Origin of the sequence: Bradyrhizobium neotropicale (assembly GCF_001641695.1) — a bacterium.
In the GTDB taxonomy this organism is placed as follows: Bacteria; Pseudomonadota; Alphaproteobacteria; order Rhizobiales; family Xanthobacteraceae; genus Bradyrhizobium; species Bradyrhizobium neotropicale.
The window spans coordinates 1-24,136 of record NZ_LSEF01000101.1; the positions used below are offsets into that span (position 1 = coordinate 1).

Sequence of the window (24,136 nt, forward strand, 5' to 3'; positions counted from 1 at the left end):
CTAGTGGTTCATCACAGTGATTTTGACGTTTTGATACCGAGCCATCCGAGGATAGGCAACTTTTCGGGTGGCAAGAGGATCTCGATGCTTCGAGCGACGCCGGGCTGGCGACGAATGAACCCGTTGCGTTCGAGGGTGAGGATCATCTGGTGGACTGACGGCGGGCTGACGCGGAAATGCCGCTGGATGTCGGCCTCGGCGGGCGGCTGTCCGAACATGTACGAGTAGGTATGGATGAAAGCGAGATAGTGTCCCTGCTTCTCGGTGAAGTGCGCGCCTGATTTTTGACTCATAGCTGGATTCGTCCCGGCCTCCGACAAGGAGGCGAAGCATGAATGTACGTTATCGGGTCGAATTGAGCCAAGCCGAGCGGGACGAACTGACGGCAATGCTCGGCGGCGGCACGCATTCCGCCCGCAAACTCAAACGGGCTCAGATTGTGCTGGCGGCCGATTCAGGCAGCTGCGACGCGGAGATTGCCCGAACCGTCCGGGTCAGCCTTTCCACCGTCGGCCGGACCAAACGCCGTTTCGTAGAAGGCAATCTGGAGCGGGCCTTGAGTGAGGAGCCGCGTCCGGGCGCGGAACGCAAGCTGACAGGCAAGGAAGAGGCCCTGCTGGTGGCGACGGCATGCGCCAAGCCGCCCGCCGGCCGCAAACGCTGGACGCTGACATTGCTGGCCGACGCGATGGTCAAGCTCACCGATCACGCCAGCCTGTCGGGCGAGACCGTGCGCCGCCGGCTGGCCGACAACGACCTCAAGCCGTGGCGCCGGGATATGTGGTGCATTCCTCATGTCGACGGCGAATACGTCGCCCGGATGGAGGATGTGCTCGATCTCTACGCCGAGGCGCCGGATCCCGAGCGGCCCCTGGTTTGCTTCGACGAGACCCCAGTCCAGCTGATCGGCGAGGTACGCCAGCCGATCCCTGCCCAACCGGGACAGCGCGAGCGCTACGATTACGAATATCGCCGCAACGGTACCGTCAATCTCTTCGTCACCTTCGATCCGCATCGCGGCTGGCGCAATGTCAAGGTTACAGACCACCGCGCCGCGGTCGACTACGCGCACTGCATGCGCGAACTCGTCGACGTCCACTATCCCAATGCCGCCTGCATCCGTGTGGTGCAGGACAATCTGTCGATTCATACGGCCGGCGCGCTATATCAGGCATTTGCGCCTGCCGAGGCCCGTCGCATCCTGCGCCGCCTCGAGTTCCACTACACCCCGAAACACGCCAGCTGGCTCAATATGGTCGAGTGCGAGATCAGCGTGCTGCAGCGCCAGTGTCTCGGCCGTCGCATCGACGATCCCAAAAGGCTTCGAAAAGAAATCGCAGCATGGCAACGGCAGCGAAACAAGGCGCGAGACCGCATCAAATGGATGTTCACAACCGACAAAGCCCGCGCCAAACTCGGTCGCGCCTATCCAGTTGCCGCCAAAGAGTCAAAACCACTGTGATGAACCACTAGTCTCCCAGGCGCGGGCACTCGCTGTCTTTGTGGCAAAGACCAAACCAAGGCCACCGAAACCGGTTGCGCTTCTATTTATTGTGGCAAATGAATTCGTGACATGCATGCGGGTTGCAACTTAAGGGGCACCACCAATGGATGAAGCTGGGGCATCCCTCGCCGAAATCTCTCGTTTTTTCGTCCGGTCTCTCAAGACACGGTTCCGGGATCACAGGGCCGAGCTTTCGATTGTTCGATCGCATATCGCCCATCGGGCCGGGATCGCCTGCGACGTCGGCGCGAACAAGGGAAGCTTTACCCTTTGGTTGTCGCGCTGGTGCCGCGGCGGCCGCGTGGTTGCTTTCGAGCCGCAAATAGATCTGGCCGCGCGCCTCGCGCGCACCTGTGCCTCGATCGGCCTGCACAATGTCCAGGTCGAAGCCAAGGCCGTCTCTGCGGCACCGGGCCTTCTTCCTCTCTTCATCCCGGACGGCCATCAGCCGGGCGCCTCGCTCAACCGGTCCGCCGTGGCCGACCTCGCATTCACCAAGGCGACCGTTCCAGTGGTCGCGCTTGATGACTTCTTTCCGGCATCGGAGCGGGTGTCCTTCTTGAAAGTCGACGTCGAGGGAGCCGAGCTCGATGTTTTCCGCGGCGCCACGCGGATACTCGATCGAGACAGGCCGCTTTTGCTGTTCGAGTGCGAGGGGCGCCACCTTGGCGACGCATCGGTGAGCACCGTGCTCTCCTTCCTGCAATCGCGTGGGTATGACGGGCGCTTTGTGTCCGCCGGACGGTTGCTGCCGGTCTCAATGTTCGCTGAGGCCATTCACCAGCGCCGGGATGGCGAGTGGTTTTGGAAGAAGGAAGGCTATTGCAACAACTTCCTTTTCGCGCCTCGGTAACGCCGTCGGCGACGAAAGAGGCCGTCGGGCGTGACCGGCGGTCAGTTTGTTGGAGGTTATGAACCCGAGCCCGGCCTTTAGTCCCCAAAGCCGATGTCAATTCTGCGAACAGAATTGGCAAAGGGCGGTTAGTGGCAAACCAACCGCCCTAGAATATGCGTGCTGTTATTGAGCAAAATGGTCGGAGCGAGAGGATTTGAACCTCCGACCCCTAGTCTCCCAGACTAGTGCGCTAACCGGGCTGCGCCACGCTCCGAATGTCGTTCCATTAGCTAGGATCGCCGCTTTGCGCAAGGCGAGCCGTACCATTTTGCTATCCGTCTCGTGCCCCGGAACTGCGGCAAAGGCCCCGAAATCTCCTCAGCCGTCCCTCAGCGCCTGATCGAGCAATTCCCGGCAGGCGACGAGGTCGCTGAGCACCCGTTCCAGCCGCTCCCGGTCGGCGGCGCTGGTGCCGCCGCGGTCGGTCCCGCCCTTGCGGAAGGTGGTGAGGATCTCCTCGTCGTCGATCTCCGCGAATCGGAAATCGATGCCTTCCTCCTCCTCGCCTTGATAATCGTCGTCATCGGTGTCGGCGACGCCCTGGATGGGCGCCTCGTCCTCCGGCTCCATCAGGCTCTGGCCGATGGCGTCCTCGATCGCCCCGAACGAGACCGCAGCCGAACTGTCGGCAAGGCCCTGCACCGACTTGACGCCATGCTCTTTCAGGATCCGCTGCACCCCGCGGATGGTGTAGCCCTCTCCGTAAAGGAGCCGGCGGATACCCTTGAGCAGGTCGACGTCGTCGGGACGGTAATAGCGGCGGCCGCCGCTGCGCTTCATCGGCTTGATCTGCGAGAAGCGGGTCTCCCAGAAGCGCAGCACATGCTGCGGAATGTCGAGTTCCTGGGCTACCTCGCTGATGGTGCGGAACGCATCCGGCGCCTTGTCCAAATGCAAAATCCTCCGTGCGGGCGATTACGCCTCCGGTTGAGCCTTGCTGGCATCGCCATTGCCGCGGTGCTGGGAGTTGATCCGCTGCTTCAGGATCGCAGACGGCTTGAACACCATCACCCGGCGCGGCGAGATCGGCACTTCCGTACCGGTCTTCGGATTGCGGCCGATACGCTGGCCCTTCTTACGCACCATGAAAGAGCCGAACGAGGACAGCTTCACCGTCTCGCCCCGCTCCAGGCAGTCGGTGATCTCCTTCAGCACGAGTTCCACGAACGCAGACGACTCCGTGCGCGACAAGCCCACCTTCTGGTAGACGGCTTCGCAGAGATCAACACGCGTTACGGTTTTACTAGTCTCGGTCATCGCCCTGCCCCACATCACGGCGAACAATTGTTGTCTAAAATTAGGAGGTTACGATACGGCGGTCAACACCGCTCATCAATGCAGAAGCATCGATAATCGGAGATGATTCCGGCAAAATTTTATCGACTGTGGCTACCAGCGCACGAGTGCAGAGCCCCAGGTGAAGCCGCCGCCCATCGCTTCCAGCAGAACGAGATCGCCGCGCTTGATGCGGCCGTCCTTGCGCGCAACCGAGAGCGCCAGCGGGATCGAGGCCGCCGAGGTGTTGCCGTGACGGTCGACCGTCAGCACCACCTTTTGCGGTGCGATATGAAGCTTGTGTGCGGACGCATCGATGATTCGCTTGTTGGCCTGATGCGGCACGAACCAATTGATATCTTCGGCATTGAGGCCGGTGGCCTCGAACGCGTCGACGATCACGTCGGTGATCATGCCGACCGCATGCTTGAAGACCTCGCGGCCCTCCATGCGCAGATGACCGACGGTCTGGGTCGAGGACGGTCCGCCATCGACGAACAGCTTGGCCTTGTGTCGGCCGTCCGAGCGCAAATGCGTGGTCAGGACGCCGCGATCTGTCGCAGCCTTGCCCGGCTGCTGCTGCGCCTCCAGCACCACCGCGCCGGCGCCGTCGCCGAACAGGACGCAGGTGCCGCGATCGTTCCAGTCGAGGATGCGAGAGAAGGTCTCCGCACCGATCACCAGTGCGCGCTTGTAGGCGCCGGTGCGCAGGAAATTGTCGGCGGTGGCGAGTGCGAACACGAAGCCCGAGCACACCGCCTGGAGGTCAAAGGCCGCGCCATGATTGATGCCGAGCCCGTGCTGCACCGCGACCGCGGTCGCCGGAAATGTGTTGTCCGGCGTCGAGGTCGCCAGCACGATCAGCTCGATCGACTGCGCGTCCACGCCGGCGTCAGTGAGCGCGGCCTGAGCTGCCTTGATCGCGAGATGCGAGGTGAATTCGCCGTCAGCCGCAATGTGCCGCTCGCGAATGCCGGTGCGCTGCACGATCCACTCGTCGGACGTGTCGATGCGCTCGGCGAGTTGCGCATTGGTCACGACCTGCCCCGGCAGATAGCTGCCGCAGCCCAGCACGACCGAACGAATTTGAGTCACGAAACATCCTCCGGCTCGGTTGGCACTGACACCAGCGCACCCCCGTCGCGGTTGAGCATCTGATTGATCTTGTTCAGGAGATCGTATTGGACCATCTCATAGCCAACATCGATCGCATAGGCAAAGCCTTCGGCGTTGGTTCCACCGTGGCTCTTGATCACGACGCCGTTCAATCCGAGGAACACGCCGCCGTTGGATTTGTTCGGATCCATCTTGTCGCGAAGGGTTCGGAAGGCGCTCCGCGCGAAGAGATAGCCGAGCTTCGACATCCAGCTCCGCTGGAGCTCGTTGCGGAGAATGTCCGCTATCTGCCGCGCGGTGCCCTCGGCGGCCTTGAGCGCGATATTACCGCTGAAGCCCTCGGCGACGATCACATCGGCCAATCCCTTGCCGATGCCGTCCCCCTCGACGAAGCCGATATAGTCGAGCTGCGGCAGGTTCAGCGCGCGCAGCCTTTCCCCGGCCTCGCGGATCTCCTCGTGGCCCTTGACCTCCTCGACCCCGATATTGAGCAGGCCGACCGTGGGACGCGGCTTGTTGAACAACACGCTCGCCATCGCTGCGCCCATGACTGCGAGCGCCACCAGGTGCTCCGCGTCGCCGCCGATGGTGGCGCCGAGATCGAGCACCACGGAATAGCCACGCATGGTCGGCCAGGGCGACGCGAGCGCCGGACGGTCGATGCCCGGCAGCGTGCGCAGGTTGAAGCGCGACATCGCCATCAGCGCGCCGGTATTGCCGGCCGAGACCGCGACATCCGCCTCGCCCTTCTTGACCGCATCGATGGCGAGCCACATCGAGGATGTCCTGCGGCCGCGCCGCAGCGCCTGGCTCGGCTTGTCCTCCATGCTGACGGCGACATCGGTATGGATGACCCTGGAGGCGGCCTTGAGCTCGGGGTGCCTGTCGAGTTCAGGCTCGATTTTGGCGCGGTCTCCGACCAGCAGGAATTCGGTATTCTGATGCCGGCCAAGCGAAATGGCGGCGCCGGGAATGACCACGGGGGCGCCGACATCGCCCCCCATGGCGTCAAGCGCAATGCGAACCTTGCTTGGCATAAGCGTCCCGGAAACCTGGTCTCGTGCGGTCGTGAACTAGCGGGGCCGCAATATGGCTTCGCCACCAAGATGGCGATCGGTCAAGCGCCACGCCGCACCCGGACCGGGGCGCGACAATAGCGTTTTGTCATCCCGAAACAACCTCTTGCCCCCAGTCTTTTGTATCCCGGGCGATCCGGCCGCAAAGCCGCCAATCTCTCGAAAATACTTAAAAATCATATAGATAGTCTGATCTCTCAAAGCATCCCTGCAATCGCCTCACGCCGGATCGCAAGGCGAGGTGGCCCGGCAGGCGCGCCTATTGGTCTTTTTTCCTCTCCTGAAGCGCCTTCAGCGCCGCAAAGGGACGGTCTTCCGGATCGGGAGCGGTGACATCGGTCTCGAACACGGCGCCCGGCTTGCGGGGATAGGGATCGATCGCCAGGAACATCACATCGGTGGCGAGCCGGCCTAGGTCGATGATTCCGCCCACGATTGCCTCCGGCGGGTCGGCGACCTCCGGGGGTTCCTCGCTGTCCTGCCCCTCCTCGATCAGATCGGCCAGCCGCCGCGCCTCGGCCTCGGGCGCGAACATCAGGTCGATCTCCTCGTCGATGTCGTTCTCGATCGGCTCCAGCGTCACCACGCAGGTTTGGCCGATCCGGGCCCGGATCTGGCCCGTGACATGGATCCGCCCGCCACTTTTCGGCGTCAGGTCGAAGGCGGCATGAGCGGACAGAATCTCGCGCAGCCCCGCGATATCGGCCAAGGCCTGCCGCTGCGCGACCGATGCCTCCAGCTCGCGGTGCAGCCCGGCGTCCGGGATTTGCGCGACGATCACGGGCGCGCGCCAGGGGTCTGGGTCGAATCCGGCGTCCGGTCGGTTCATGTCGTCGCCTCCTCCCGAAGCGGTTGTGGAAATCTGAATGATGCGAGCAGAAGTGCCGACTCGTCGGCCCGGCCGAGATCAGCCTCGGTGGCCCCGGCATAAGCGGCAAGCTGGCGCGCCTGCTCCATCCCGGTGCCATTCAAGATATTCTTTGAAATCGCCGCTGCCAGCGCCTCGCTGCCCTCCTCCATCGCCCGGTCATAGGCCTGCGCCCGGCCATAAAAGGCCTCGCCGAAGGCGCGCATACGCTTCGGGACGGTCTGGTCGCCGATGCCCATCTCGCGCAGATTGTCGTCCATGTCCTCGCAGAAGCGGTCGAATAGCGCCTGAGACAGTGCCGCGCCGTCCCGGGCGGCCCGCAGGCGCCGCAGCAACAGGCACAAATGCAGCAGCAACAGGTCGAATCGGCCGTTAACCGTATCGGGGACGCCCAACTCCCGGTAAAATATGGGTTCTCGCGCCTGCGTCACGATCATGCCATAGATGGCTTCAATGGTGCCGCGCGGGGCTAGCCGGGGTTTCCTGAAGTGATTGAACGGCCAAACCATTGTGGGCTCCGCAAGGGGGCGCGCGTGTGTTGCAATCGCAGCCTCCGCCCGGTACTTCAGCGCCTCGCGCGACGCAAGGGGACGGAATCAGTTCCGCAATGACGATAACAAACCAGACCTGCCCGCACGCGGACCAGCCGCGCGGCCTTCACACACGCCGGCGTGCGCTACGCCTGTTCGCGGCCGCGGCCCTCGTCGGAGCCGCGCTTGCAGGCTGCACCGGCGAGCAATTCCAGAAGGGCTACATCCTGCCGCCCGGCGCGCTCGAGCAGATTCCGATCGGCGCGAGCCAGGACCAGGTGCTGATCGTGATGGGCACGCCCTCGACGGTCGCCACCCTCGACGGTGAAGTGTTCTACTACATCTCCCAGCGCTCCGAGCGCATGGTCGCCTTCATGAACCAGAGGGTCGTCGACCAGCGCGTGATCGCTATTTATTTCGACAAGAATCGGCGTGTGCGCCGGCTTGCGAATTACGGTCTGCAGGACGGCAAGATCTTCGACTTCATCAGCCGCACCACGCCGACCTCGGGCCAGGAGATGAGCTACCTCACGCCGATCTTCAAGCTGCTGAGCTTCAACTGAGGCCTCGCGCCTAGGTTTGGCCTGCGGCGTCGTGCCGCCCTCGGCGCGGCACTTGCCGCCGCGTGCGACTTGCCGTTGTGCGGCGGGTTCCCTACGCTCCCTGCAAAACAAGAAGCAGGGAGTGGATTCGTGCCGAACAAGTTGTTGTCCCGCCGTCGCGTGCTCGCCGGGTCCGCCGGTCTGTCGGCTGCAGCCATCCTGCCGCGATCGAGTCTTGCGGACTGGAAGCCGACCGAGAACGTCCGCCTCATCGTCCCGGCGGCGGCTGGCGGCTCGACCGACGTCATGGGCCGGTTGCTCGCCGCTCACCTGCAAACCGCCTGGGGCCAGTCGACCATCGTGGAGAATCGCTCCGGCGGTGGCGGCACGATCGGCACGGCCGAGGTTGCGCGCGCCAAGCCCGACGGCCACACCATCCTGATCGGCAATCCCGGACCGAACGCGATCGCTTACAGCATCTTCAAGAACCTCTCCTACAAGCCGAACCAGCTCCAGCCTGTCTCCAACATGATCCGGATCCCGAACATCGTCTCGGCGCATCCGAAGACCGGCATCAAGTCGGTCGCCGAGCTGATTGCCTTCCTCAAGGCCAATCCGGACAAGCTCAGCTACGCCTCGTCCGGCGTCGGCCAGAGCCCGCACCTCACCGGCGCCTGGTTCCTGCAGCTGACGGGGCTGAAGATGACGCACATCCCGTTCCGCGGCGCCGGTCCCGCGCTCCAGGCTGCGCTCGCCGGCGACATCCAGATCCTGTTCGACAATCTCTATCCGAGCCTGCCGCAGGTGCAGAACGGCACGCTGAACGGCCTCTGCGTCACCACGACCGACCGCAGCGACCTTGCGCCGAACCTGCCGACCATGCGCGAGTCCGCGCCGGAGCTCGCCAATTTCGACGTGTCGTCCTGGTTCTCGGTCTTCCTGCCGAAGGGCGTCCCCGCCCCGGTGCTCGAGGCATTGAACCTCCAGGTCAAGGCGATGCTGGAGCGCGACGACATCAAGAAGCAGATTGCCGCCATGGGCGCCCGCGCCGACTACGGCACCCCGCAGCAGTTCGCCGATTTCGTGGACGCCGAGACAAAGAAGTTCGCGGGCATCATCCAGAAGGAAGGCCTCCAGATGGATGTGCAGTAGGCGAGCCGTTCGCTCCGGTCCCTCTCCCTCATGTTGAGGAGGCCACGCAGCGGCCCTCTCGAAGCACGAGGGCCACCAGCGGGCCTTCATCCTTCGAGACGCGCGTTCCGCGCTCCTCAGGTTGAGGGAGCAACCATCGGAATCGTTGCCAAGACAGAAACAAAAACCCCGCGGCTCGCGCCGCGGGGCTTTGATTTGCACCTACGTCGCCGCTCAGTGCGCGAGGATCGCCAGCAGCAACAGCGCCACGATGTTGGTGATCTTGATCATCGGGTTCACTGCGGGACCGGCCGTATCCTTGTAAGGATCGCCGACGGTGTCGCCGGTGACGGCGGACTTGTGGGCGTCAGAGCCCTTGCCGCCGAAATGGCCGTCCTCGATGTACTTCTTGGCGTTGTCCCAGGCGCCGCCGCCCGAGGTCATGGAGATCGCGACGAACAGGCCCGTCACGATCACGCCGAGCAGCATCGCGCCCACCGCCGAGAACGCCGCCGACTTGCCGGCCGCTCCGCCGCCCGCAATCGCGTAGATCAGGAAGTAGACGACGATCGGCGACAGCACCGGCAGCAGCGAGGGGATGATCATCTCCTTGATCGCCGCCTTGGTCAGAAGGTCGACCGCCTTGCCGTAGTCCGGTTTGTCGGTGCCCTGCATGATGCCCGGCTTCTCGCGGAACTGGCGCCGCACTTCCTCGACGATCGCGCCGGCCGCACGGCCCACCGCGGTCATGCCCATCGCGCCGAACAGGTAAGGCAAGAGACCACCGAACAGCAGGCCCACCACGACGTACGGATTGTTCAGCGAGAAGTCCGGATTGACGCCCGCGAAGTAGGTATGCTGCGCGGACCCGGCGACGAAGAACTTGAGGTCCTGGTTATACGCCGCGAACAGCACCAAGGCGCCGAGACCGGCGGAGCCGATCGCGTAGCCCTTGGTCACCGCCTTGGTGGTGTTGCCGACCGCGTCGAGCGCGTCGGTCGATTTGCGCACCTCCTTCGGCAGGCCCGCCATCTCGGCGATGCCGCCGGCATTGTCGGTGACGGGACCGAAGGCGTCGAGCGCCACGATCATGCCGGCCAGCGCCAGCATGGTGGCGGTCGCGATCGCGATGCCGAACAGACCAGCAAGGCTGTAGGTGACCAGGATTCCGGCGATGATGACGATCGCGGGCAGCGCGGTCGCCTCCATCGAGACGGCAAGGCCCTGGATCACGTTGGTGCCGTGGCCGGTCACCGAAGCCTGGGCGATCGACTTCACCGGGCGGTAGTCGGTGCCGGTGTAGTATTCGGTGATCCAGATGATCGCCGCAGTGACGATCAGGCCAACAACGCCGCATTCAAACAGCGCCGTGCCCGTGTACTCGACACCGTCGAGCTTGCCGAAGCCGATCAGGTAGTAGATCACCCCCGCGATGCCGATCAGCGACAGGATGCCGGTTGCGATCAGGCCCTTGTAGAGCGCGCCCATGATCGACTGGCTCGGCCCGAGCTTCACGAAGAAGGTGCCGATGATCGAGGTGATGATGCAGATGCCGCCGATCGCGAGCGGCAGCGTCATCATGTTGGCGAGGATCGGCGTCTTGGCGAAGAAGATCGCCGCGAGCACCATCGTGGCAACCGCGGTCACCGCATAGGTCTCGAACAGATCGGCGGCCATGCCGGCGCAGTCACCGACGTTGTCGCCGACGTTGTCGGCGATTGTCGCCGGGTTGCGCGGATCGTCTTCCGGAATGCCCGCCTCGACCTTGCCGACGAGGTCGCCGCCGACGTCCGCACCCTTGGTGAAGATGCCGCCGCCGAGACGCGCGAAGATCGAGATCAGCGAGGCACCGAAACCGAGCGCCACCATGGCGTCGACCACGGTGCGGCTGTCTGGAGCCAGCTTGAGCGAATAGGTCAGGAAGCCGAAATACAGGGTCACGCCGAGCAGCGCGAGACCGGCGACCAGCAGACCGGTGATCGCGCCGGCCTTGAAGGCGAGTTCGAGGCCACCGGCCAGCGACGTCGTCGCGGCCTGCGCGGTGCGCACATTGGCGCGAACCGAGACGTTCATGCCGATGAAGCCGGCCGCCCCCGACAGGATAGCGCCGATAGCGAAACCGATCGCGACATAGAGTCCGAGGAAATAGGCAAGCAGCACGAAGATGACGATGCCGACGAGACCGATCGTGGTGTACTGGCGCCGCAGGTAGGCCTGTGCGCCTTCGCGCACTGCTCCCGCGATCTCCTGCATGCGCGGTGACCCCGCATCCGCACCCAACACCGAAGACGTCGCCCAAATCGCGTAGACGACGGAAAGCACTCCGCAGAGCACTATCAACCATAATGCTGTCATGTGATTTTTTGCCTCAGATCCTTGATGTACCCCCGGCGCCTTTGTGTTTTTCCGTCGTGCGGAGCGGCGCCTTGATGCTGAACAGGGCCACCCCTTGCCCGAAGGGGCGGCCCCAGTCGGTCACGAGCTTGCCAAAATCAACTTGATGGTGCAACGCCGGAAGCGGCCGAAAAAGGCGATCTCGGCAGGTATTTAGGGCGCAGGCGCCCGGTCTGGAGACATTCCTAGAAGTGGCTGTAGGACAGTCGCTTCAGCGCCAGTTCCTTGCCCTGGCTATCCAGGAAACGCGGCCGCTCGGAGCCTTCGACGATCGTTCCGATCGCCGTGACCGCAATGCCGGCCGCCCGCCCCGCGGTAACCAGCGCATCGCTCCGCGCGGCTGGAACGGTGCACAGCACCTCATAATCGTCGCCTCCGGCGAGCGGCATCTCAATGCCAACGGCGTTGCGCGCCACCAGGCTTGCGGCCGCCGCCGACAGCGGAACGCTCGCAACCTCAATGATCGCCGAGACGCCTGACGCGGCACAGAGCTTGGTCAGATCGCCGGCCAGCCCGTCGGAGACATCCATTGCTGCGGTCGCATGCTCGCGCACGGCCAGTGCCAGCGCGTTGCGCGGCTGCGGCACGCGATAGCGCGAGGTCAGCATCTCTCGCGCATGCAGATCGGAGGCCAGCGCCTGGGCGATTACCCCGCCCTTGAGGACGTCGAGGCCGAGCGCGGCATCGCCGATCGTTCCCGTCACCAGGATGCGGTCGCCGGGCTTCGCGCCGGTGCGGCCGACCATCCGGCCCTGTGGCACGCGGCCGAATGCGGTAATCGAGATCATTTGCGGCCCCGGCGTCGACACAGTGTCGCCGCCGAGCAGCGGGCATGCGAACGCCTTGGCGTCCTCGCCGAGCGCGTCCGCGAAGGGCCTGAGCCAGATGTCCTCCTTGCTGCGCAGCGCCAACGTGAGCACGAAGCCGGCCGGCACCGCCCCCTTGGCGGCGAGGTCCGACAGGTTCACCCGCAGCGCCTTGCGCGCGATCGTGCCGGGCGGATCGTCGGCAAGATAATGCACGCCCTCGACCACGGCGTCGGTGGTGACGACGATATCCTCGCCGGATGATCTCAGGATCGCCGCATCATCGACGAGACCGAACGCGCCCGGATCGGTCGCCAGCGGCTTGAAATAGCGCGCGATGAGGGAGTCTTCGCCGGAGGGATTGTGCGAGTTTGCCATCAGCTCCAGCCCCAAACACAGGTGTCATCGCCCGGCTTGACCGGGCGATCCAGTATTCCAGAGACGATCGCGTGAAATCGATAGGCCGCGGCGTACTGGATGCCCCGCCTTCGCGGGGCATGACAGAGGAATATGGGGCTGGCGTATTGCTTCAATCGACCGCCCTCGCCGACACCTACCCCCGCCCGAACTCGTCACCGCGAAACTGGCGGCCAATCTGGTCGAGCACCGCGTTCACCATGCCGGTTTCCTCGCGGTCGACGAAGGCGTTGGCGACGTCGACATATTCGGAGACCACGACACGGCCCGGTACATCCTTGCGGTGCTGTAGCTCATAGGCCCCTGCCCGCAGCACCGCGCGCAGGATCGCTTCGATGCGCTTGAGCGGCCAGCCCTTCGACAACGCGTCGTCGATCAAGGGATCGAGCTTCTTCTGATCGCGCACGACGCCCGAGACGACGTCGCGGAAGAAAGCCGCTTCCGCGGGCAGATATGTGTCGCCCTCGACCTCGTTGCCAAGCCAGTGGCTCTCGAACTCGGCGAAGATGTCGTTGATGCCGGCGCCGGCAATGTCCATCTGGTACAGCGCCTGGACCGCGGCGAGCCGCGCCGCGCCGCGCCGGTTCGCCTTCTTCTCCAGACCGCCGGCCTGCTTTTTGCCGTTGTCAGCCATGTGTCAGGCTCGTGCCAGGCGGCGTTTGATGCGCAGCATGGCCAGTGCGGCCCGCGCGGCATCGCCGCCCTTGTTGAGTTCGCTTGCCCGCGCCCGTGCCCAGGCCTGCGCCTCGGTGTTGACGGTGAGAATGCCGTTACCGAGCGGCAGTTTCCGCGCAACCGCGATATCCATCAGCGCGCGCGACGATTCCTGCGAGACGATCTCGAAATGGATGGTGTCGCCACGGATGACGCAGCCGAGCGCGATCACCGCGTCATAGGGCTTGCCGTTCGCCACGGCCGCGTCGACCGCGATGGCGATCGCCGCCGGAATCTCCAGCGCACCGGGAACCGTGATCACGTCATGGGTCAGGCCGGCCGCCTTCAGCTCGGCGACCGCGCCTTCCAGCAGCGCATCCTGGAGATCGTCATAGAACCGTGCCTCGACGATCAGCGCGCGCGCGCCGGAAATGTCGGTCAGGTCCTTCAGGGGTGCGCGCCGCGCGTCTGCCATTGTAAGCCTACTCTGTCACTGCCGGGCCTGCCCCGGCAAACCAACGGGTCAAGACCTCTTAAGAGGATGGATGCGCGGGTCAAGCCCACGCATGAGGATCTTTAGTCACCATCACTTCATTTCCGTCAGCCGCGCCGCGTAGCGGGCCATCAGGTCGACCTCGATATTGACCTCGCTCCCCGCCTTCCAGCCGCCGATGGTCGTAACGGTCAACGTGTGCGGGATGATCAGCACCGAAAACGTCACGCCGGCCACCGTATTGATCGTCAGCGACACACCGTCGAGCGTGATCGAGCCCTTGGTGGCGATGAAGCGCGCCAGCTCGCGCGTCGTACGCAGCTCGAACCGCGCCATATCGGGCAGGTCCTCGCGGCTGACGATGGTCGCGATCCCGTCGGCATGGCCGGCGACGATATGGCCACCGAGCTCGTCGCCGATCTTGAGCGCGCGCTCGAGATTGAGCCTGGTGCCCACCTTCCAGTGCTTCGCCGTGGTCAGCGCCAGCGTCTCCGCGGCGGCGTCGACGTCGAACCAGGTTTTGCTGCCTTCAACGCCCGAGGCGACCACTGTCAGGCAGACGCCGTTGCAGGCGATCGAGGCGCCATCGGCGATGGTCGCGCGATCGTAGCGGCAGGCAATGCGCAGGCGGTGCAACTGCCCCTGCGCGGTCGGCGTCAGGCTGACGATCTCGCCGATATCGGTGACAATGCCGGTGAACATTAGGCGCGCTCGTAGATGGTAAGAGTATCCTTGTCGAACGTTTCGCTAGCATGAACCTTGAACGCCTGCGACTGCGTGATTTTCGACAGGGGCAATGCATCAAGCGCATCGACGCCATCGGCGCCAACCTCTTCCGTGCCGCGGAACAGCCAGATGTCGTCGACGAGGTCGGCCGCGACGAACGAGGCCGCCACGCGGCTGCCGCCCTCGACCATTAGCCGCGTGATGCCCTTCTCGGCAAGCGTATGAAGCACCGCCAGCAGATCAAGCCCTGTAGCGTTCCCGGGCGGGACGCGAATGACCTGCGCTCCGGCCGCACCGAGGCGCGTCGCCGCAGCCGCTTCTGCAAGCTCCGAGCCGACCACCCAGAGCGGCGTCTCGCGCGCAGAACGAACGAGCTGGCAGGATCCCGGAATCCGCAAGGCCTGGTCGAGCACCACGCGCACCGGCGAGCGCGCCGTCATGCCCGGCAGGCGGCAGGTGAGAAGCGGATCGTCCGCAAGCACCGTGCCGATACCGACCAGGATCGCATCGCTCTGTGCGCGGAGCAGATGCACGCGGTCGCGCGAGGCTTCGCCGGTGATCGCCACCGGCTTGCCGCCGGCCGCGCCGATCTTGCCGTCTGGCGAGACCGCAAGTTTCAGGATCACATGCGGGCGCTTGTCGCGGATGCGGCGGAAGTGGCCGGCGTGGTCAAAAGCAGCCTCATCCGCGCACAGGCCCACATCCACGGCGATGCCGGCCGCGCGCAAGCGCGCATGGCCCTGCCCTGCGACTTCCGGATTGGGATCCTCGATAGCCGCCACCACCCGCTTGACGCCGGCGGCGACCACAGCGTCCGCGCAAGGCGGCGACTTGCCGAAATGCGAGCACGGCTCGAGCGTGACATAGAGGGTGGCGCCGCGCGCCGCTTCGCCTGCCTGCCGCAACGCTTCGGGCTCCGCATGCGGCCGCCCGCCAGGTTGGGTCCAGCCACGACCGACGATCACCCCGTCCTTGACGATGATCGCGCCGACGGCTGGGTTCGGCCAAGTCCGTCCCTGCCCGCGCCGGCCGAGCGCCAGCGCAAGCTGCATGAAGCGGCGATCGGCGTCTTTGGCCTCGCGGGCCCTTTGCGCGAACTGATCCTCCAGGATGCGGAAGATCATTTGCGGATCGCGGCGAGCCGCGCTTCCTCCTCACCGGAGAGCTCGCCGAGCACGTCGGCGAAATCCTTGGCCTCGCGAAAATTGCGATAGACGGAGGCGAAGCGCACATAGGCGACGTCGTCGAGCGTGCGCAGATGCTCCATCACGGTCTCGCCGATCACCTCGGAGGAGATCTCGGCTTCGCCGCCGGTCTCGAGCTCGCGCACGATGGTGGAGACCATTTTCTCCACCCGCTCCGGCTCGACCTGGCGCTTGCGCAAGCTAATCTGCACCGAGCGCATCAGCTTGTCGCGGTCGAACGGTACGCGGCGGCCGTTGCGCTTGATCACGGTGAGTTCGCGCAGCTGCACGCGCTCGAAAGTTGTGAAACGGAAATTGCAGGCGACGCACACGCGCCGCCTGCGGATCACGGAAGAGTCCTCGGTCGGACGCGAGTCCTTTACCTGCGTATCGAGACTGTTGCAGTTCGGACAGCGCATCCGCTTGGTCCAGCCTTACTGATAGATCGGGAACCGATCGGTGAGTGCCTTGACCCGCTCCTTGATCGCAGCTTCGACCAGCGGTGCCTTGCCGTCGGATGACTGCGCGATCGCGTTGAGAACCTCGGCGATCATGCCGCCGACCTGCTGAAACTCCGCAACGCCGAAGCCACGGGTGGTCGCAGCCGGAGTGCCCAGGCGCAGGCCCGAAGTGACGAAGGGCGTCTCGGGGTCGAAGGGAATGCCGTTCTTGTTGCAGGTGATGGCCGCGCGGACCAGCGCCTTTTCCGAGACGTTGCCCTTCAGGCCCTTCGGCCTGAGGTCGACCAGCATCAGATGGTTGTCGGTCCCGCCGGAGACGATATCGAGCCCGTGGCCCTTCAGCGTCTCGGCGAGCGCCTTGGCGTTCTCGACGACGTTCTTGGCGTAGACCTTGAAGTCCGGCCGCAGCGCCTCGCCGAAGGCGACCGCCTTCGCTGCGATCACATGCATCAGCGGGCCGCCCTGCAGGCCCGGGAAGATTGCCGAGTTGAGCTTCTTGGTGAGCGTCTCGTCATTCCACAGCATCAGGCCGCCGCGCGGGCCACGCAGCGACTTGTGCGTTGTGGTGGTGGTGACGTGCGCGTACGGCACCGGCGAAGCATGCACACCACCGGCGACGAGGCCGGCAAAGTGCGCCATGTCGACCAGCAGGTACGCGCCGACGCTATCGGCGATCTCGCGGAAGCGCTTGAAATCCCAGGCGCGCGAATAGGCCGAGCCGCCGGCGATGATCAGCTTCGGCTTGATCTGCTCGGCCTGCTTGGCCACCGCATCCATGTCGATGATCTGGTCCTCGCGGCGCACGGTGTAGTGCGCGGCCTTGAACCACTTGCCGCTCATGTTGACGGGCGAGCCATGGGTGAGATGGCCGCCAGCCGCGAGATCAAGACCCATGAAGGTGTCGCCGGGCTGAAGCAGCGCCAGGAACACCGCCTGGTTCATCTGGCTGCCGGAGTTCGGCTGCACGTTGGCGAAATTCGCGCCGAACAGCTTCTTGGCGCGATCGATCGCCAGGTTCTCGGCAACGTCGACCCACTCACAACCGCCGTAGTAGCGCGCGCCCGGATAGCCTTCCGCGTATTTGTTCGTCATCACCGAGCCCTGCGCTTCCAGCACGGCGCGGCTGACGATGTTCTCGGAGGCGATCAGCTCGACCTCATGGCGCTGCCGGCCGAGCTCGCCCTTGATGGCTGCGGCGATTTCCGGGTCGGCCTGTTCGAGCGAGGCGGTGAAAAACGAATCGGGCGCGGAGGCGGTCTTGGCGAGGGTCATCTTGCGAATATCTCCACCGCCGCAGCCTTTTGGCGGGCTACGGGCGGTCTGGTGTGGCGATCGGAAGCGGCGAGCGCGATCTACCACATCGCCCGTCCCGGGCCAAGCATTTGCGGGTCCGGGGCGATATTTATGCAAGATATGGTGGGATTTGGGGATTTGGGACGGCGGAGCCCATAAGGAATCGCAGGCGCGTCAATCATCCAGGAAGGGCCGGTTCGGACCATTCAGCCCCACACGGGCGGTGCCGCCGCGGCTCTACAGCCCGGTATACCCCGCCTTCACGGGATCCACGCTGCCGTCGAGCTGGCGCAAATAGGTCAGGCCACAGACGGTCAACCTGTGGGTGTCCTTCTCGCCGGCTTCCATCAAAGTATTGAGGTAAATCGTCACCTTCGCCCTCGCCTCCTCGCTGGCCGCCGCGGTGCGGTTAGCGAGCAGGTCATAGGTCTTCATGATGCGATCGATGGCAGCTTCCATGGCACCCTCTGGTTCTTTACGGATTTTGGCAGTCTCGATCAGGCAACCGCTTGCGCCTGGGGCTGCGCCTCAAACCTGGTGATTGCCTTGTTGGCGAGCCTGATCTTGTTGAATTCGCCGTGCTGGAGCAGCTTGATGATGATCTCGAGCAGGCGTTCGTTGGTGACGAGCGTGTCGGGGATCGCACCGGAGCGGCGAAGGTAGTTCGCGGCGATGGCGTAGGCCTCGCTGACGAGTTCCACGTTCATCACGCCCAGTCCGCGCTCGACCAGCATCGTCATCCTCCGATCCGGAAGAGATAAGTGCCGAGCGGGGAACTCGTTCCCTTGCGCTGCCATTTTTTTCGCAGCTGCAAAAAGACAAAACGCACCGGTCCGGACGGAGCCGGGCCGGTGCGATTGGGGAAGTTAGGCACGTTCGGGAGGCTTGCCGGTCTTGTTGTGGGCCGGCTTGGCCTTGATCCCTTCGAAAGAACTCAGAGCCGGTACAAAATCTGATCGGTCCAGAACCGCTCGAGACGGTGCAGCGACTTGTTGAGGGTCGCGAACTCATCGCCCGAGATGCCGCCGACCTGCTCCACCGTCTTGACATGCTTCTGGTAGAGCGCATCGACGATGCGGCGAACTTCCTGGCCCTGCGGGGTCAGGCGAATGCGCACCGAGCGGCGATCAACGCGCGAGCGCTGATGATCGAGGAAGCCGAGCTCGACGAGCTTCTTCAGATTGTAGGAGACGTTGGAGCCGAGATAGTAACCGCGCGTGCGCAGCTCGCCCGCGGTCAGCTCCTTGTCGCCGATGTTGTAGAGCAGCAGCGCCTGCACCGAATTGATGTCGGCGCGGCCACGGCGATCGAACTCGTCCTTGATGACGTCGAGGAGGCGGCGATGCAGCCGCTCCACCAGAGTCAAAGCTTCCAGATAGAGCGTCTGCACCGAGCCTTGCTGGCCGGAGACGCGCTCTGCGGTGTCTGCCGCAGTTGCGACGGCTTTCATCATGACACTTCCCCTGTTGTCGTTTTTATCGACACTTATTCGACGAAACTTGTGTCCCGCCTGATAGGTGCAACTTAAGGGGCCGGTTTGAACATCAGCTTAAATAAGACAATAAAGAGATCATGAATTTAAGACAGTGAATTGCGGATTAAGCCTGTGCTGCAAGGACTTTTCGCAACCGTCTGTTGACCGTGGCAAGGTCCTGTTCACCCTCCGTCCGCCGGTTCTGTCGCATTCCAGTACAGCTCCGCCCCGTTTCGAAACGAGCACGTAACGGCTGTGGCGGAACACGCTGGTCAACGAAAACTTACCGCGAATTTTAGGCAACCAACGGTCAACCAATCGCGCACAAGTCCGCACTCGTGTCCCGGACAAGCGAAGCGCAGATCCGGGACCCAGGCCACATAACGAGATCGCGGAGAGATCGGCCCCGGCTCGGCAGCGCATCACTTCGTGCTGCGCTGCGTCCGGGCACGAGAAAGTCGTACGTTGAATTCGTGTGCGCTCTATGGCGGCCGTTCGCGCGCGGCCATCCAGGCGAGCGCGAGATAGGCGGCGAGCATGAAGGCTTCGACGCCGACCACGATGAGGCTGCCGCCGTAGATGCCGGGGAACATCAGTTCGATCACCGCCATCGACACCACAGTCGTCAGCCACACCACCGCGCCCCAGGGCGTGGCAAGCCAGAGGCCGACGGCGGCGACGAGTTCGATCACGGCGAAGTAGACGGTCGCGGCCTGCCAGGCCATCGACTGGTTCTCGAACGCCTCGTCCTCGCCGCCGACGAAGCCGGTGACCTGCGCCCAGTGATAGAGCCCCTTGAGAATCGAGAGCAGCGCCATCACCCGTAGGAACAGCACGAGCCGGCGCGTCCAGACGTTGTCGTCGGTGTCGGGCCGCTCCGACGAGATCGCCGCCACCGACATCGCCTTGTCTCTGGCATTGTCCCTGGCGCTGTCGCGGGCCGCATCGCGGGTTGAGATTTCGGACATGGCCCCTTCTGGCTGCTTTGCCCCGCAAAATCAATCGGCTGCCATCACCTTGCGGCAGGTCAAGCCGCGGTGACGGGAACCATGCGAGCTGGTATAAGAATAATTCCAGCCGGAGGAAGAGTAATGGCGATCAAATACGGACGTCCGATCGAATTGCGCGAGGTCGCGCGCTCCAGCGGCGCAGTCGCCTCCCCCGCGCTCGATCTGACCGTCCGCCCGCGCCGCAATCGCAAGGCCGAATGGGCACGGCGCATGGTACGTGAGAACGTGCTCACCACCGACGACCTGATCTGGCCGCTGTTCCTGATCGACGGCAACAACAAGCGCGAACAGGTCGCCTCGATGCCGGGCGTCGACCGGCTCAGCGTCGATCAGGCCGTGCGTGAGGCCGAGCGCGCCGTGAAGCTCACCATCCCCTGCATTGCACTGTTTCCCTACACCGATCCCTCCTTGCGCGACGAGGAAGGATCGGAGGCCACCAACCCTGACAACCTGGTCTGCCAGGCGGTGCGCGCGATCAAGAAGGAGTTTCCCGATCTCGGCATTCTCTGCGACGTCGCACTCGATCCCTTCACCAGCCACGGCCATGACGGCCTGATCACCGACGGCAAGATCCTGAATGACGAGACGGTCGCTGTGCTGGTGCGCCAAGCCCTGGTGCAGGCCGAAGCCGGCTGCGACATCATCGCTCCCTCCGACATGATGGACGGCCGCGTCGCCGCGATCCGCGAGGGGCTGGACCATGCGGGCCTGCTCGACGTGCAGATCATGGCCTATGCGGCGAAATACGCGTCCGCCTTCTACGGCCCGTTCCGCGACGCGATCGGCTCGGCCAAGACGCTTGTAGGCGACAAGCGCACCTATCAGATGGACAGCGCCAACACCGACGAGGCGTTGCGCGAGGTCGAGCTCGACATCGCCGAAGGCGCCGACATGGTGATGGTGAAGCCCGGCATGCCCTATCTCGACGTGGTGCGGCGGGTAAAGGACACCTTTGCGATGCCGACCTTCGCCTACCAGGTGTCGGGCGAGTACGCGATGATCGCTGCAGCCGCGAACAACGGCTGGCTCGACGGCGACCGCGCCATGATGGAGAGCCTTCTGGCCTTCAAGCGCGCCGGCGCAGACGGCGTGCTGAGCTATTTTGCGCCGAAGGCGGCGGAGAAGATCAGAGCGCAGTAATCGTAGGGTGGGCAAAGCGAAGCGTGCCCACCAATTTCCGAGCGCATATGAGGCAAAGCGTGGTGGGCAGGCGCTGACGCGCCTTGGCCCACCCTACAGCCCCGGTGTTGTCGTGGCGAAAGCCAGGATGACACCAAGGATTGTTGCGCCAGCGTTCCCTTTCCCGCCTCCTCCCGCGGCGCCGCGGAATCGCCGGAATATTTCCGCCTGTTAAAGCCAGCGCGCCCTTGGCATGAGGACGGCCTGTTCCCATGTCCTGCCACGGGAGTTTCCCCTTGAGAGGACGGACCATGTCGTATTCGGACTCAGGCAATGGCTGGCGCAATAACGGCGGCATGCAGCCGCATGCCTATGATCCCTATCTGCACCCGGAACTGTTCCGCGGCGTAGCGACGCGGCGCGTGTTCGCCTTTCTGATCGACCTCGTCGTGATCTCGGTGCCGGTCATCCTCGGCTACCTCTTCATCGCCGTGTTCGGCGTTGTCACGCTTGGCCTTGGCTGGGCGCTGTTCTGGCTGGCGTGGCCGGCGTCGGTGATCTGGGCCATCGTCTATTACGGAGCCTGCATCGGCGGTCCGTCGTCGGCGACGATCGGCATGCGGGTTATGGATCTCGAATTGCGCACCTGGTACGGCGCGCCCGGCTATTTCGTGCTCGGCGCCACGCATGCCGTGCTGTTCTGGGTATCGGTCTCGTTCCTGTCGCCCTTCGTGGTCCTGGTCGGCCTGTTCAACGGCCGCCGACGCCTGCTGCATGATTTCGTGCTCGGAACCGTCGTGATCAACAACTCGGTTCGCGCGCCCATCTCGCATGCGGCGCGGACCTATTGAGCTAATCGATTGACCGGGGGCCTCCGTAGCGCGATGCTGATACCCACTTCGGAGGCCCACGACGTCCCTTGACCCAGCACTCGCGCGACACCCCACAGTTCTACCTTACGGCGCCCTCCCCCTGCCCCTATTTGCCAGGCCGGCATGAGCGCAAGGTGTTTACGCACCTCGTGGGAGACCGCGCCGGCGACCTCAACGACCTCCTGACCCATGGCGGGTTCCGCCGTAGCCAATCGATCGCCTACCGGCCAGCGTGCGACCAGTGCCGCGCCTGCGTCTCGGTCCGGGTCATCGCCAATGAATTCCGTCCCTCCCGTAATTTCCGCAAAGTGCTGGCGCGCAACGCCGACGTCATCGGCGAGCAGCGCAGCGCGGTGCCGACCTCCGAACAATATTCGGTATTCCGCGCCTATCTCGATGCCCGACACCGCCATGGCGGCATGGCCGACATGACCGTGCTCGACTACGCCATGATGGTCGAGGACAGCCATGTCGAGACCCGCATCATCGAGTACCGCAGGCGCGGACCCGACAGCGGCATCACCGGCCGCGGCGAGGAGCTGCTCGCGGTGGCACTCACCGACGTACTCAGCGACGGCCTGTCGATGGTCTATTCCTTCTTCGAGCCCAGCCAGGTCAGCCGCTCGCTCGGCACCTTCATGATCCTCGACCACATCGCCCGCGCCCGCCGCCAGGGCCTGCCTTACGTCTATCTCGGCTACTGGATCGAAGGCTCGAAGAAGATGGATTACAAGGCCCGCTTCCTGCCGCAGCAGCGCCTCGCGCCCTCCGGCTGGCTCCGCATCGACGCGCAAGGGGATGCAGCGTCCGAGCCGCAGGATTAGCTAGCAAACCAACACTCGATGTCATGCCCCGGCTTGACCGGGGCATCCAGGGCGGATTCAACCGCTCGTCGCAACACTCCGTGTATCGCTCACTCGGAGCAATTCGTCGAGGGTTTCTGCCGGTGTTTTCCAGCCGAGGGTTTTGCGGGGCCTTGTGTTGAGTGCAAGAGCCACGGCCTCCAGATCATCGGCATCGTGCATGCTGAGATCCGTCCCCTTTGGAAAGTACTGGCGCAGCAACCCATTCGTGTTCTCGTTGGTGCCGCGCTGCCACGGGCTGTGAGGGTCGCAAAAGTAGACCTGCACGCCTGCATCGATCTTCAGACGCGCGTGCTGAGCCAGCTCAGCTCCTTGATCCCAGGTTAGAGACCGCCGCAGTCGCTCGGGCATGGTGAAGATTGCGCGGGTGATGGCGTCTCGCACCGCCTCAGCGCCATGTCCGGCGAGTGCAGGTCCATTCTTCACGCGAGCATCCTGTTCCTGACCGGTCATGCGCGGCAAATGCAGCAGAATGGTAAAACGGCTCGTGCGCTCCACCAAAGTGCCGATCGCGGAACTACCGAGGCCCATGATGAGGTCACCTTCCCAGTGACCCGGCACAGCTCGATCGGCAGCTTCCGCCGGACGTTGACTGATCATGATCTCGGAAGGAATGAAGCTTCTGCCTTTGCGGGCGCGCGCCCTCGGCATCCGCAAGGCCCGCCCAGTGCGCAAGCAGGCCGTCAGTTCACGGCGCAAAGCTCCTCGACCCTGCACATAAAGGGCCTGATAAATTGCCTCGTGACTGATGCGCATCGTCTCATCCTCGGGAAAGTCGAGCCGAAGTCGCCGAGAAATCTGTTCCGGGCTCCATGCCGTCGCCCAGCGTCGGTTTTGCCGATGCACCGCCCGGCGGCCCTTCCACACGACCTTCGGGCCAACGAGGAGCGCCCCGTCTGGCTTAGCGATCATACCGGCAAGCCTGTCCTGCACATAATCCCGCAGGGTCGGGTTGATTGCCAACTTCGCAAACTTGGGCCGTCGGGCGGACTGATCAGCATGCCATTGTGCCGTGGTCGCCCGGTACTCTGGAGCGCCATGGCGGCGCGCCACATTGCGACGGAGCTCACGGGAGATCGTGCATGGAGGCCGGCCGAGCTGACGAGCGATGGCTCGCACCCCATGCCCCTGCGCGCGCAAGATGGCAATCTCCTCACGTTCGGCGAACGACAGGTAGCGCTCCGACCGAGGTTTGGACGATCGCGACAAATGTGTTGGCGGCATACCGCCCGCCCTCCGGAACCAGCGTACTCCGACCGACGGCGACACCCCGGCCTCAACCGCAGCATCCCCGCTCGATCGCCCCAAGGCAATCGCAGTCCAGAACGGTCTATAATCTTCTCGTAGGACCTCTCGGGGACGATCTGTCCGCACACGCTTCTCCATCGCAACCTCTTTTGCTCGAGTGTTGCGACGAGCGGTTGAATCCGCCC

27 protein-coding genes and 1 tRNA gene are annotated in these 24,136 nt (G+C 64.1%); 7 read left to right on the plus strand and 21 right to left on the minus strand.

Annotated features, from left to right (window positions below):
- Window positions 1-11 precede the first annotated feature (11 nt).
- The gene (locus AXW67_RS34910) at window positions 12-293 is read right to left on the minus strand and encodes a LexA family protein (RefSeq protein ID WP_063675745.1); all 282 of its coding nucleotides are present in this window, start codon (window positions 291-293) and stop codon (window positions 12-14) included.
- Window positions 294-331: 38 nt separating this feature from the next.
- Here AXW67_RS34910 and AXW67_RS34915 point away from each other — a divergent pair, with 38 nt between their 5' ends.
- Both AXW67_RS34915 and AXW67_RS34920 read left to right on the plus strand, forming a co-directional pair.
- Window positions 332-1,462, plus strand: a complete 1,131-nt coding sequence (locus AXW67_RS34915; RefSeq protein WP_063675747.1) for an IS630 family transposase — start codon at window positions 332-334, stop codon at window positions 1,460-1,462.
- 145 nt (window positions 1,463-1,607) lie between these two features.
- A complete protein-coding gene (locus AXW67_RS34920; RefSeq protein ID WP_063681577.1) occupies window positions 1,608-2,357 on the plus strand; it encodes an FkbM family methyltransferase in 750 nt (249 codons plus the stop codon).
- Window positions 2,358-2,535: 178 nt separating this feature from the next.
- Here the strand turns inward: AXW67_RS34920 and AXW67_RS34925 are convergent.
- From AXW67_RS34925 to AXW67_RS34955, 7 genes are all read right to left on the minus strand, one after another.
- Window positions 2,536-2,613 (minus strand) — tRNA-Pro (locus tag AXW67_RS34925).
- A gap of 104 nt (window positions 2,614-2,717) precedes the next feature.
- A complete protein-coding gene (locus AXW67_RS34930; RefSeq protein WP_027553172.1) occupies window positions 2,718-3,290 on the minus strand; it encodes a MerR family transcriptional regulator in 573 nt (190 codons plus the stop codon).
- A gap of 24 nt (window positions 3,291-3,314) precedes the next feature.
- Window positions 3,315-3,656, minus strand: a complete 342-nt coding sequence (locus tag AXW67_RS34935) for an integration host factor subunit alpha (protein WP_027553171.1) — start codon at window positions 3,654-3,656, stop codon at window positions 3,315-3,317.
- 132 nt (window positions 3,657-3,788) lie between these two features.
- Window positions 3,789-4,769 (minus strand): beta-ketoacyl-ACP synthase III, encoded by a 981-nt coding sequence (locus tag AXW67_RS34940; RefSeq protein WP_063681578.1) that lies wholly within the window; start codon window positions 4,767-4,769, stop codon window positions 3,789-3,791.
- The gene (plsX, locus tag AXW67_RS34945; protein ID WP_063681579.1) at window positions 4,766-5,827 is read right to left on the minus strand and encodes a phosphate acyltransferase PlsX; all 1,062 of its coding nucleotides are present in this window, start codon (window positions 5,825-5,827) and stop codon (window positions 4,766-4,768) included. The genes AXW67_RS34940 and plsX overlap by 4 nt, the downstream gene beginning before the upstream one ends.
- Before the next feature lie 298 nt (window positions 5,828-6,125).
- Window positions 6,126-6,695 (minus strand): YceD family protein, encoded by a 570-nt coding sequence (locus AXW67_RS34950; RefSeq protein WP_063681580.1) that lies wholly within the window; start codon window positions 6,693-6,695, stop codon window positions 6,126-6,128.
- Window positions 6,692-7,243 (minus strand): ubiquinol-cytochrome C chaperone family protein, encoded by a 552-nt coding sequence (locus AXW67_RS34955; protein WP_027553167.1) that lies wholly within the window; start codon window positions 7,241-7,243, stop codon window positions 6,692-6,694. Before AXW67_RS34955 ends, AXW67_RS34950 begins: the two co-directional genes overlap by 4 nt.
- A gap of 98 nt (window positions 7,244-7,341) precedes the next feature.
- Between AXW67_RS34955 and AXW67_RS34960 the strand changes: the two genes are divergently transcribed.
- Together AXW67_RS34960 and AXW67_RS34965 are read left to right on the plus strand one after the other, a co-directional pair.
- Window positions 7,342-7,827 (plus strand): outer membrane protein assembly factor BamE, encoded by a 486-nt coding sequence (locus AXW67_RS34960; RefSeq protein WP_063681581.1) that lies wholly within the window; start codon window positions 7,342-7,344, stop codon window positions 7,825-7,827.
- Between the two features lie 129 nt (window positions 7,828-7,956).
- Complete coding sequence (locus AXW67_RS34965) at window positions 7,957-8,958, plus strand: Bug family tripartite tricarboxylate transporter substrate binding protein (protein ID WP_063681582.1); 1,002 nt, start codon at window positions 7,957-7,959, stop codon at window positions 8,956-8,958.
- Between the two features lie 213 nt (window positions 8,959-9,171).
- Here the strand turns inward: AXW67_RS34965 and AXW67_RS34970 are convergent, their stop codons facing one another.
- From AXW67_RS34970 to AXW67_RS35025, 12 genes are all read right to left on the minus strand, one after another.
- Window positions 9,172-11,292 carry a sodium-translocating pyrophosphatase gene (locus AXW67_RS34970; RefSeq protein WP_027553164.1) on the minus strand — a complete coding sequence of 707 codons (2,121 nt, stop codon included), beginning with the start codon at window positions 11,290-11,292 and terminating at the stop codon, window positions 9,172-9,174.
- A 224-nt stretch (window positions 11,293-11,516) separates the two neighbouring features.
- Window positions 11,517-12,515, minus strand: coding sequence for a thiamine-phosphate kinase (gene thiL / locus AXW67_RS34975; protein WP_063681589.1), 999 nt, complete (start codon window positions 12,513-12,515; stop codon window positions 11,517-11,519).
- A gap of 175 nt (window positions 12,516-12,690) precedes the next feature.
- On the minus strand, window positions 12,691-13,188 hold the full coding sequence (nusB, locus tag AXW67_RS34980) for a transcription antitermination factor NusB (RefSeq protein WP_027553162.1): 498 nt from the start codon (window positions 13,186-13,188) through the stop codon (window positions 12,691-12,693).
- A 3-nt stretch (window positions 13,189-13,191) separates the two neighbouring features.
- Complete coding sequence (gene ribH, locus AXW67_RS34985; protein WP_063681583.1) at window positions 13,192-13,683, minus strand: 6,7-dimethyl-8-ribityllumazine synthase; 492 nt, start codon at window positions 13,681-13,683, stop codon at window positions 13,192-13,194.
- 111 nt (window positions 13,684-13,794) lie between these two features.
- The gene (locus AXW67_RS34990) at window positions 13,795-14,403 is read right to left on the minus strand and encodes a riboflavin synthase (protein ID WP_063681584.1); all 609 of its coding nucleotides are present in this window, start codon (window positions 14,401-14,403) and stop codon (window positions 13,795-13,797) included.
- Window positions 14,403-15,551, minus strand: a complete 1,149-nt coding sequence (gene ribD, locus AXW67_RS34995) for a bifunctional diaminohydroxyphosphoribosylaminopyrimidine deaminase/5-amino-6-(5-phosphoribosylamino)uracil reductase RibD (protein ID WP_063681585.1) — start codon at window positions 15,549-15,551, stop codon at window positions 14,403-14,405. The genes AXW67_RS34990 and ribD overlap by 1 nt, the downstream gene beginning before the upstream one ends.
- Window positions 15,548-16,030: a transcriptional regulator NrdR gene (gene nrdR, locus AXW67_RS35000; protein WP_011087793.1), complete on the minus strand. Its 483-nt coding sequence runs from the start codon at window positions 16,028-16,030 to the stop codon at window positions 15,548-15,550. Before nrdR ends, ribD begins: the two co-directional genes overlap by 4 nt.
- A 15-nt stretch (window positions 16,031-16,045) precedes the next feature.
- Window positions 16,046-17,344, minus strand: a complete 1,299-nt coding sequence (gene glyA, locus AXW67_RS35005; RefSeq protein WP_063681586.1) for a serine hydroxymethyltransferase — start codon at window positions 17,342-17,344, stop codon at window positions 16,046-16,048.
- A gap of 258 nt (window positions 17,345-17,602) precedes the next feature.
- The gene (locus AXW67_RS35010; protein WP_027553157.1) at window positions 17,603-17,824 is read right to left on the minus strand and encodes a hypothetical protein; all 222 of its coding nucleotides are present in this window, start codon (window positions 17,822-17,824) and stop codon (window positions 17,603-17,605) included.
- A gap of 38 nt (window positions 17,825-17,862) precedes the next feature.
- Entirely contained in the window at window positions 17,863-18,099 is a 237-nt protein-coding gene (locus tag AXW67_RS35015; protein WP_027553156.1) for a hypothetical protein, read from the minus strand.
- Window positions 18,100-18,299: 200 nt separating this feature from the next.
- Window positions 18,300-18,818: a transcriptional regulator LdtR gene (gene ldtR, locus AXW67_RS35020; RefSeq protein WP_027553155.1), complete on the minus strand. Its 519-nt coding sequence runs from the start codon at window positions 18,816-18,818 to the stop codon at window positions 18,300-18,302.
- 503 nt (window positions 18,819-19,321) lie between these two features.
- On the minus strand, window positions 19,322-19,807 hold the full coding sequence (locus AXW67_RS35025) for a DUF6163 family protein (protein WP_027553154.1): 486 nt from the start codon (window positions 19,805-19,807) through the stop codon (window positions 19,322-19,324).
- A gap of 123 nt (window positions 19,808-19,930) precedes the next feature.
- Between AXW67_RS35025 and hemB the strand changes: the two genes are divergently transcribed.
- The 3 genes from hemB (at window position 19,931) to AXW67_RS35040 (ending at window position 22,664) form a co-directional block, all read left to right on the plus strand.
- Entirely contained in the window at window positions 19,931-20,989 is a 1,059-nt protein-coding gene (gene hemB, locus AXW67_RS35030; protein ID WP_063681587.1) for a porphobilinogen synthase, read from the plus strand.
- 290 nt (window positions 20,990-21,279) lie between these two features.
- Window positions 21,280-21,819, plus strand: a complete 540-nt coding sequence (locus AXW67_RS35035) for an RDD family protein (protein ID WP_063681588.1) — start codon at window positions 21,280-21,282, stop codon at window positions 21,817-21,819.
- Window positions 21,820-21,887: 68 nt separating this feature from the next.
- Window positions 21,888-22,664, plus strand: coding sequence for an arginyltransferase (locus AXW67_RS35040; protein WP_027553151.1), 777 nt, complete (start codon window positions 21,888-21,890; stop codon window positions 22,662-22,664).
- A gap of 57 nt (window positions 22,665-22,721) precedes the next feature.
- On the opposite strand, the gene AXW67_RS35045 is transcribed toward AXW67_RS35040, so the two are convergent.
- A complete protein-coding gene (locus tag AXW67_RS35045) occupies window positions 22,722-24,089 on the minus strand; it encodes an IS30 family transposase (RefSeq protein WP_201723621.1) in 1,368 nt (455 codons plus the stop codon).
- Between the last annotated feature and the right edge of the window lie 47 nt (window positions 24,090-24,136).